Here is a 9,182-nt window from a genome sequence, read left to right on the forward strand (position 1 = left end):
AGTTTTCTTGCTTTCTGTTGTTGATGTGCAGGAAGCTTGGACGATAAAATAGAGATAAAAATGATGTTATCTATACCCAATACTATTTCCAGTAAGGTTAAAGTAACTAAAGATATCCAGGCCGCTGGGTTGCTAAATAATTCGATCATATGGTTGTTATATAACGTTAAAGATATAAAAAGCGCGCCAAACTTTTCAAGCCTTGCATGGATATGGGAATAAAATCAATATTTTTGCTACTTAATTAATACAAAAATGCTAAGAACAACAACTTGCGGTGCTTTAACGATTAAGAATCTGGGAGAGAGTGTAATTCTCTGCGGCTGGGTACAAAAATCCAGAGACCTGGGCGGAATGACTTTTATTGATGTTCGTGACCGCTATGGAATTACGCAGTTAGTTTTTAATATGGACGATAACCAGGAGTTATGTGAAGCTGCACGTAAACTTGGCCGTGAGTTTGTCATTAAGGCAAGTGGTGTAGTGGTTGAGCGTTCTAATAAAAATACGAAAATGGCTACCGGTGATGTGGAGATTAAAATTTCTGCGCTGGAAGTATTAAACGCTTCTAAAATACCTCCTTTTTTAATTGAGGATGATACTGATGGCGGTGATGACTTACGCATGAAATACCGTTACCTTGATTTACGCCGTGCACCGGTTAGGAATAACATGGTACTGCGCCACCGTATGGCACAGGCTGAACGCCGCTACCTTGATGGTTTAGATTTCATTGAAGTTGAAACGCCTGTATTAATTAAATCTACCCCTGAAGGTGCAAGAGATTTCGTTGTGCCCAGCAGAATGAATGCCGGAGAATTTTACGCCTTACCACAGTCGCCACAAACCTTTAAACAACTGTTAATGGTTTCTGGCTTCGACCGTTACTTTCAAATCGTAAAATGTTTCAGAGATGAGGATTTACGTGCTGACAGGCAACCTGAATTTACACAGATAGACTGCGAAATGTCTTTTATTGAGCAGGAAGATATATTAAACACTTTTGAAGGCCTGATCCGTACTTTATTTAAAGACATCAAAGGCATCGACCTTCCTGAAGTACCTAGAATGCAATATGCTGATGCCATGCGTTTATATGGTTCTGATAAACCAGATACCCGTTTTGACATGCAGTTTGTAGAATTGAACGAGCTTGTTAAAGGCCGTGACTTCCCTGTATTCGAAAACGCAGAACTTGTTATCGGTATCAATGCGCCGGGCTGTGCGCATTACACCAGGAAACAAGTAGATGAGTTAACAGACTTCATTAAACGCCCGCAAATAGGCGCTACAGGCTTAATCTACTGCAGACATAATGGCGATGGAACTTTAAAATCATCTGTAGACAAGTTTTACAATGAAGAAGATCTGGCGAAATGGTCTGCAGCCCTGGGCTCAAAACCCGGCGATTTAATGCTGATCATGGCGGGCACTACAGATAAAGTACGCAAGCAGTTAAGTGAGCTTCGCCTTGAAATGGGTAACCGCTTAGGCTTCCGCGATAAAAACAAGTTTAGCGCCCTGTGGGTACTTGATTTCCCGCTGTTGGAGTGGGATGAGGAAACAGAACGTTACCATGCCATGCACCACCCTTTTACCTCACCAAAACCTGAGGATATCGCTTTGTTAGATACTAATCCGGGCGACGTAAGGGCTAATGCTTACGACATGGTGGTGAATGGTACTGAGATTGGCGGCGGCTCTATCCGTATCCACGACAGAACTTTACAGGCCCTGATGTTTAAACACTTAGGTTTCTCTAAAGAAGAGGCACAGAAGCAATTTGGTTTCTTAATGGATGCCTTTGAATTTGGTGCACCTCCGCATGGCGGTATTGCCTTCGGTTTTGACCGTTTATGCTCTATTTTCGCTGGTTTAGACAGCATCAGAGACGTCATTGCTTTCCCGAAAAACAACTCAGGAAGAGATGTGATGATCGATAGTCCATCTACTATTGACGATAAACAATTGAAAGAACTGAAGATAAAAACGACGGTTTAAACCTGGATATTATTTCTTTAAAAGGGCCGCATCATGTAAAAATGATGCGGCTTTCTTTTTGCAATTACAATCAAACTTTAGGTGAGCGTTGTCGATTCTAAAACTAATAGTTACCATAGCGTTCAGAGGGCATTGGTAGGGCCTTCATAGGGCCTTCGTATATCAAACGATATACAAATGCCCTTCCAATGCCCTCTTAAGGATAACTTACTGATAAGGTAATTATAAGCTGACTTTAATTAAGCAGCTATGTTTCTTAAATATGTTGCATAAAAAAAACCGCCTTTATCATCGATGATGATAAAGGCGGTTTTTTCTCTTATTGCTTATCTTTAAAAAGTTTCGCTATCAGGTGGAATACCATAGTCGACCTGTAATCCAGGTTTCCTGGTTTTTTTAGCTTTGTTAAACAAGCCTTTCACCGTATTGAACATAGCAGAAATATGCTCAGCATCTAGCGTTTTACCCATTTTACTGGTTGCCAACCCTACCAAAGCCTTGGTCATAAAACCAGAACCCCTAAAAAAGGTGCTGTTCATGATTACAGGTAATACGAATGACATGACTTTACTGCTGATGTTCATCTTATCGTCAATCTTCAGCAAAGCATTTGGTGTAGCATACTTTCTAATCAGACTGCCAAGGGTATATTGCTTTACATATAGCTTAACATTCTGTGTCAACAGGCTTCCCTTTTCCGTATAGCCAGACTTCAGCATGAAAAGCTGTGCCTGGAGTTGCTCCAAATTTTGGATATTATATCTTTTGCTCATCTTCCTTGTCTGCTAGTTTATTAAAATATTTTTTGATGGCCATATTGGTGATAGCCTTCTCAATGTATTTATCTTTAGTCAGAAAAACCACGATGGCAATCAACAAATAGAGCAACGCCACGCAACCAAATCCGCGGGTGGCTGTACCTAAAACGTCTCCTAAAAACAAGGCAAGAGTGACTGAACCGAATAAAAAAGCCAACACAAAGCAAATCACTACGGTTGCACTCGTTAACAAGTCAGCAAATAGCTTTGATACCTTTTCTACTGTATAGAGCCGTACATACTCCATACGTGCTTCTATATAGTCTTTTGCGTCAGCAATGATTTCTTCAATGTTTTTTTCTTTATTTTCCTGCATTGTATTTTAGATTTGAGAAGTTAATTAAGCATGCTCAGTTTCGTCTGCATATTGCTCTTCAGGGTTAATTTTACTTTTAACCGAACTCACTACTTTATCTTTTAAATTTGCAAGGTTGTTAATTTCATCAGCAGCTTTATCTTTGATAGAGTCACTCAGGTCTTTGATAGACTGACTTAACCTATCGCGGGTATCAGTTCCTTTTTCCGGTGCAAATAATAAACCTAGTGCCGCGCCTGCAGCTAAACCGGCCAATAGCCCAATTAATACTTTTGAATTATCATTCATAACATTTAGTTTTTATAAAGTTTATAGATTAAAGATTTTTGAAACTAACCCTTGATATTCTTAAAACTCCTCCTCGGTAGAAATTGTTTTAATTCTTTCTAATCTTTCCGAAGCCATTGCACTTGTTTCATATATTTTAATCAATAAAATGAAATAGGATAATAACAATGGTCCAAATACAAGGCCTAAGATTCCAAATAAAGGTATACCAATAACTACGCCAATTACTGTAATTATGGGATGAATATTTCCAACTTTTTTGGCAATGATAAAACGCAGTACGTTATCAATATTAATAATGACCAGGAAACCAAAAACCAGCATTGCCCAACCGCCGAAGCTATTTCCATTGGCAATTTGAAGCAGTGCAGCGGGCACAAAGATGATGGGGGGGCCTAGTATGGGCACAAAAGAAATAAAAGCGGTAATGACACCCCAGAACAGCGGATCGCTATAGCCAAGGACAAAGAAGGAAAGCGACAGCAGGGCACCTTGCACCAGGGAAATAAGGCCTTGCCCTACCACATTGGCATAGGTGGTGTTTCTCATTTCTTCGGCAAAACGGTTGGCATTTTGTTCCCTGAAAGGGGCATATTTAACCAGTGCATTTTCAAACGTTTCATTTTCTACCAACATAAAGTAGAGTAAAAAATACATGAGCAGTAAGCCAAAAATAATATTAAAAGCCCCGGAAATCAAGGAAGGGAACAATTCTGTGGCCCAGGTTCCTGTTTTTTTAAGTCCATCTTCGAGCAAACTTTGCATCTCGGCATTTAAAGGCACCAGGTGCTTGAGCTTAAAAAGCATATTCTTATAGTAAATATGGTCGCTTTGCAGCTCATCAATTTTAGTGATCACCATGCTACTTAAGCCATAAAACGGCAATACCAGCACAATGATAGAGGTAAGTAGTATCAATACAGCGGTCAACCTACGGTTCCATTTTTTTACTTCTACCAAATACAAGTAGCCCGGACGAAGAATGGTATAGAGCACCAGGGTACTTAATATGGAGCCAAATATGCCCAGTAAAGAAAAGGCAATTACACAGCCTAAAGCAACAATAATGACCAGGATAATGTTGTTCCGCTGTTTGTAAGAGAATAAAGACATGAGGGTATAATTAAGAGTCTAAATTGACGGCTTTCATTTTATTGTATAACGTTTTCCTGTCGATATTCAATACTTTAGCCGCCTTGGTTTTATTAAAGTTCACTTCTCGAAGCACCTTTATGATGGCCTCATATTCTGCTTCTAAAGCGGTATTCTTTAAATCAACCGGCTTTGGCTGCCTCTGTACCTCAGCTTCAGCAATGGGTATTTTAGCATAGGTAGAAATTTCTAGTGGCAAAGCTTTGAGCGGTATGGTCTGCCCTTCAGTGAGCAAGGTAGCCCTACGGACCACATTTTTAAGCTCCCGCACATTTCCCGGCCAGTTATAGGTATAAAAACAGGCTTCGACTTCTTTAGAAAATGCAGCTACGTTTTTGTTCAGCTCCTGGTTGGCAGCTTTCAGAAAGCTGTTAGCAAAAACCATAATATCTTTTCCGCGGTCCCTTAATGGGGGCAGGTTGATTGAGAATTCATTGAAGCGATGGTATAGATCTTCGCGGAAACGGCCGTTGCTCATGGCATTAACCAGGTTTTCATTTGTGGCAACGATAATACGGACGTCAATATCAATTTCTTTGGTACTACCCAACCTTTTTACTTTACGCTCCTGCACAATACGCAAGAGTGCAGCCTGAATATCATAAGAAAGATTAGCTACTTCATCCAAAAATAAGGTACCCCCGTTGGCCATTTCAAAGTGTCCAATTTTTGTATAGGTGGCACCAGTGAAGGCCCCCTTTTCATGACCGAAAAATTCTGATCCGGCAAGGTCTTTGGTTAAAGAACCACAGTCCATCGCCACAAATGGCCCGTCTTTTCTTAAACTACTGATATGGATGGCTTTGGCTACGGCTTCTTTTCCGGTGCCACTTTCGCCCGTTAAAATCACACTATAATTGGTAGGCGACACCAGCGTAATCTGTTTAAGTAATTCTTTTGACGTTTCACTTTGCCCGATAATGAAATTATCTGTATCAAAATGAGCAGGCTTAGGGCTGCCTTCCATCACGGGGATGCCCACTGCTTCCAGAAGTGCTTGTTGGGTTTCTATCGCTTTATTGATGGTATTTAAGATCTCATCAGGATAAAGCGGCTTAGTGATGTAATCATAGGCACCCAGCTTAATCAATTCTACAGCAAGCCTGATATCTGAATAGCCCGTAATGATGATCACCCCTGTCTGCGGATATAGTTCTTTAACCTTGATCAATATTTCCTTGCCGTCTGTGTCTTCCAGGCGGTAATCACATAAAATCAAGTCGAAGGAATTTACTGACAGGCATTCCATAGCCTTTTTCCCTGAAGTGGCGGTGCTTACCTCAAAACCATTGCGGGTTAAAAATTTAGATAATAACAAGCCTATATTCAGCTCATCATCAACTATTAGTATGTTTCTCATAAAGCCCTTAAAACAGAATATTCTTTACCAATAGTTAAAGATATAAAAAATACATTGGGAAATAATTTCCACAGGTTAAAAGACAAACCAAACCCATTAAAATATATAAATTTTATTTACCGGTAAAAACTGGCTTTCTTTTTTCCATAAAGGCGGCTACACCTTCTTTGAAATCGGCGGTATTAAAGCACTTCCCAAATTCCTCAATTTCAACCCAATAACCATTAACACCGCCCTTTTCTGCTGCATTAACGGCAGTAATGGCACTTGCCACAGCTAAAGGGGCACGTGATTTTATTTTTTGTAAAATTTCAAGTGCCTTAGTTGTTAAAGCATCAGGCTCTACCACATGATTAACAAGGCCTATGGATAGGGCTCTTTCGGCGTTAATCATCTCTGCGGTGGCAATGATTTCAATCGCATTACCTTTACCTACCAAACGGGTTAATCTTTGTGTGCCGCCATAACCAGGTATTAAGCCAAGAGAAACCTCAGGTAAACCTAAACGGGCAGTGGAGCTTGCAATACGGATATGACAGGCCATGGCCAACTCTAAGCCTCCACCAAGGGCAAAGCCATTGATGGCTGCAATAACAGGTTTAGGGCAGTTTTCTATAGCATCAAAAACAGTTGCTTGTCCGTTGCGGGCCAGTTCTGCACCCTGTTCAGCATTAAAGCTGGAGAATTCTGCAATGTCTGCACCAGCAACAAAGGCCTTTTCGCCTGCCCCGGTTAACAAAACACCCCTTACCTCACTGCTTGTACTGGCATAAGCGATGGCATCGGCAAGTTCTGCCAGCGTTTCTTTATTCAAAGCATTTAATTTCTGCTCCCTGTTAATGGTAAGGTGCAGGATCTCTTCTTTTACTGCTGATAATATATTTTTGTATGCCATGTATTAAAAGTTTCTGTGTTCAAAGGCCCAATTCCTGATATAGTCTACAATGGAAACCATGGTGGTTCCGGGAGCAAACAACTCCCCTACACCTATATCTTTAAGTTTCACTATATCATCGTCCGGAATAATCCCTCCTCCGGTTAACAATACATTCTCAAGTCCCTTTTGTTTCATAATTTCAATGATCTTTGGGAAAACAGTCATGTGTGCACCAGATAAGATGGAGATTCCTATCGCATCTACATCTTCCTGCAGGGCAGCATTGACCACCATTTCAGGGGTTTGCCTCAGGCCGGTATAGATAACCTCCATTCCAGCATCTCTTAAGGAAGTGGCAATTACTTTGGCACCCCGGTCGTGACCATCTAATCCTACCTTAGCTACTAAAACACGTATAGGCCTGTTCAATGTATTGCTCATATATATGGTAATTGAAGTCAGTAAAAGTAATTAAATTAGCGGTTTTATGTTAACTTTGACGACTAAATTTACAGCTTTTATGAGTGAGGAAAGATCATTGAACTTTATTGAAGAGATCATTGAAAACGATTTAAACAGTGGGAAATACGAAACATTAATTACACGTTTTCCCCCTGAACCCAATGGATATTTACACATAGGCCATGCAAAGGCTATATGCCTTAACTTTGGTCTGACTCAGAAATATGGCGGTTATACCAATTTAAGGTTTGACGATACCAATCCGGTGACTGAAAAAACAGAATATGTAGACAGTCAGCAGGAAGATATTAAATGGCTTGGTTTTGAATGGAAAAATGAATTATACACCTCTGATTATTTTGGTGAGCTGTATAATTTTGCTGTAAAGCTGATTGAAAAAGGCCTTGCGTATGTTGACAACGGTACAGCAGAGGAAATTGCACAGTTAAAAGGTACACCTACAGAAGCCGGAAAGGACAGCCCTTACCGCTCCCGCAGCGTGGAAGAAAACCTTGACTTGTTTACCCGCATGAAAAATGGCGAGTTTGAAGATGGTGCCTGCATTTTGCGTGCTAAAATTGACATGAGCAGCCCTAACATGCTGATGCGTGACCCTATTATTTACCGCATTAAACATGCTGAACATCACCGTACAGGAAATACCTGGTGTATTTACCCAATGTATGACTTTGCACATGGCCAAAGTGACAGCATAGAACATATTACCCATTCTATCTGTACGCTGGAATATGTATCTCACCGCGAGCTTTACAATTGGTTTATAGAAAAATTAGAAATATATCCTTCACAACAATATGAATTTGCCCGCTTAAACCTTACCTACACGGTAATGAGCAAGCGTAAATTACTGCAATTGGTGAACGAAGGCATAGTAACTTCATGGGATGACCCTCGCATGCCTACCATCAGTGGTTTGAGAAGAAGAGGTTATACTCCAGAAAGTATCCGTGAGTTTTGCGAACGCATTGGTATTGCCAAAAGAGAAAACCTGATTGAGTTGAGCCTTTTGGAATTCTGTGTAAGAGAGCACCTGAATAAAATTGCCAACAGGGTAATGGCTGTTCTTGATCCTATTAAAATGGTGATTACTAATTATCCTGCTGATCAGACTGAAATTCTCATTGGAGAAAACAACCCTGAGGCAGAAGATAAAGGTGGCTCAAGAGAAATTCCTTTCAGCAATGAGCTTTGGATAGAGCGTGAAGACTTTATGGAGGTGCCAGCAAAGAAATGGTTCAGACTTGCTCCTGGTGCTGTTGTACGCTTAAAACATGCTTACATTGTGAAATGTGAAGACTTTGTGAAAGATGAAAATGGTAATGTTACCGAGATTCACTGTACTTACCTGCCAGATTCAAAAAGTGGTGAAGATACAAGTGGTATTAACGTTAAGGGAACAATTCACTGGGTAAGTAAAGCTCATGCTCAGACTGCTGAAATCAGGAATTACGATCGCTTGTTTAGCGTAGAATCTCCTGACAGTGAAGAAGGTGATTTTAAAGATTACCTGAACCCTGAAAGTGTAGAGATCAACAAATCGGCATATATTGAGCCTTACCTTGCCAATGCAAATGCCACTGAAAGATATCAGTTTATCCGTAAAGGTTATTACTGTTTAGATAAAGACTCCACTCCTGAGCACCTGATATTTAACCGTACGGTTGGACTTAAAGATGCCTGGGCAAAGGGAAAGAAATAGATTTTAAAGAGGTCAATTAAATGACCTCTTTTTTTTTGCCTAAAAAAACCCGCCGACCTAAATGAAGGAGGCGGGTTTAATATTTTTAGCTCTTGTTACAAGTATTTTTTATAGATATTATAAAGAATCAATTTATCTGCTGGCGTGAGTACCGGTGTGATATCCGTTTGTACATAGTGCCTTTTAAA

At 40.3% G+C, this 9,182-nt stretch carries 10 protein-coding genes; 2 read left to right on the forward strand and 8 right to left on the reverse strand.

Features of this window, described 5'->3' with window-relative positions:
* Window positions 1-149 (reverse strand): TerC family protein (locus tag ACR2F7_RS03835; RefSeq protein ID WP_432712277.1); only part of this gene is annotated, 149 nt, incomplete at its 3' end.
* A gap of 106 nt (window positions 150-255) precedes the next feature.
* On the opposite strand from ACR2F7_RS03835, the gene aspS reads away from it, so the two are divergent.
* The gene (gene aspS, locus ACR2F7_RS03840; protein ID WP_432712269.1) at window positions 256-2,001 is read left to right on the forward strand and encodes an aspartate--tRNA ligase; all 1,746 of its coding nucleotides are present in this window, start codon (window positions 256-258) and stop codon (window positions 1,999-2,001) included.
* 332 nt (window positions 2,002-2,333) lie between these two features.
* Here aspS and ACR2F7_RS03845 read toward each other — a convergent pair whose 3' ends face one another.
* The 7 genes from ACR2F7_RS03845 to ACR2F7_RS03875 form a co-directional block, all read right to left on the reverse strand.
* Window positions 2,334-2,774 carry a hypothetical protein gene (locus tag ACR2F7_RS03845; RefSeq protein WP_432712270.1) on the reverse strand — a complete coding sequence of 147 codons (441 nt, stop codon included), beginning with the start codon at window positions 2,772-2,774 and terminating at the stop codon, window positions 2,334-2,336.
* Window positions 2,758-3,135 (reverse strand): phage holin family protein, encoded by a 378-nt coding sequence (locus ACR2F7_RS03850; protein WP_432712271.1) that lies wholly within the window; start codon window positions 3,133-3,135, stop codon window positions 2,758-2,760. The genes ACR2F7_RS03845 and ACR2F7_RS03850 overlap by 17 nt, the downstream gene beginning before the upstream one ends.
* 24 nt (window positions 3,136-3,159) lie before the next feature.
* On the reverse strand, window positions 3,160-3,423 hold the full coding sequence (locus tag ACR2F7_RS03855; protein ID WP_432712272.1) for a YtxH domain-containing protein: 264 nt from the start codon (window positions 3,421-3,423) through the stop codon (window positions 3,160-3,162).
* Between the two features lie 60 nt (window positions 3,424-3,483).
* Complete coding sequence (locus ACR2F7_RS03860) at window positions 3,484-4,536, reverse strand: AI-2E family transporter (RefSeq protein WP_432712273.1); 1,053 nt, start codon at window positions 4,534-4,536, stop codon at window positions 3,484-3,486.
* Between the two features lie 10 nt (window positions 4,537-4,546).
* Window positions 4,547-5,935, reverse strand: a complete 1,389-nt coding sequence (locus ACR2F7_RS03865) for a sigma-54-dependent transcriptional regulator (protein WP_432712274.1) — start codon at window positions 5,933-5,935, stop codon at window positions 4,547-4,549.
* 112 nt (window positions 5,936-6,047) lie between these two features.
* The gene (locus ACR2F7_RS03870) at window positions 6,048-6,830 is read right to left on the reverse strand and encodes an enoyl-CoA hydratase/isomerase family protein (protein ID WP_432712275.1); all 783 of its coding nucleotides are present in this window, start codon (window positions 6,828-6,830) and stop codon (window positions 6,048-6,050) included.
* Between the two features lie 3 nt (window positions 6,831-6,833).
* Window positions 6,834-7,253, reverse strand: coding sequence for a cobalamin B12-binding domain-containing protein (locus ACR2F7_RS03875; protein WP_432712276.1), 420 nt, complete (start codon window positions 7,251-7,253; stop codon window positions 6,834-6,836).
* Window positions 7,254-7,332: 79 nt separating this feature from the next.
* On the opposite strand from ACR2F7_RS03875, the gene ACR2F7_RS03880 reads away from it, so the two are divergent.
* Entirely contained in the window at window positions 7,333-8,994 is a 1,662-nt protein-coding gene (locus ACR2F7_RS03880; RefSeq protein ID WP_432712278.1) for a glutamine--tRNA ligase/YqeY domain fusion protein, read from the forward strand.
* Window positions 8,995-9,182 lie beyond the last annotated feature (188 nt).

The sequence above is a fragment of the Pedobacter sp. genome (assembly GCF_045628745.1).
Lineage (GTDB): Bacteria > Bacteroidota > Bacteroidia > Sphingobacteriales > Sphingobacteriaceae > Pedobacter.

Excerpts from the sequence above, each read along its gene's own strand:
- ACR2F7_RS03865 (WP_432712274.1), bottom strand. The coding sequence starts at position 5,935 with ATGAGAAACATACTAATAGTTGATGATGAGCTGAATATAGGCTTGTTA.
- ACR2F7_RS03855 (WP_432712272.1), bottom strand. The coding sequence starts at position 3,423 with ATGAATGATAATTCAAAAGTATTAATTGGGCTATTGGCCGGTTTAGCT.
- ACR2F7_RS03870 (WP_432712275.1), bottom strand. The coding sequence starts at position 6,830 with ATGGCATACAAAAATATATTATCAGCAGTAAAAGAAGAGATCCTGCAC.
- ACR2F7_RS03860 (WP_432712273.1), bottom strand. The coding sequence starts at position 4,536 with ATGTCTTTATTCTCTTACAAACAGCGGAACAACATTATCCTGGTCATT.
- ACR2F7_RS03850 (WP_432712271.1), bottom strand. The coding sequence starts at position 3,135 with ATGCAGGAAAATAAAGAAAAAAACATTGAAGAAATCATTGCTGACGCA.
- ACR2F7_RS03875 (WP_432712276.1), bottom strand. The coding sequence starts at position 7,253 with ATGAGCAATACATTGAACAGGCCTATACGTGTTTTAGTAGCTAAGGTA.
- aspS (WP_432712269.1), top strand. The coding sequence starts at position 256 with ATGCTAAGAACAACAACTTGCGGTGCTTTAACGATTAAGAATCTGGGA.
- ACR2F7_RS03880 (WP_432712278.1), top strand. The coding sequence starts at position 7,333 with ATGAGTGAGGAAAGATCATTGAACTTTATTGAAGAGATCATTGAAAAC.
- ACR2F7_RS03845 (WP_432712270.1), bottom strand. The coding sequence starts at position 2,774 with ATGAGCAAAAGATATAATATCCAAAATTTGGAGCAACTCCAGGCACAG.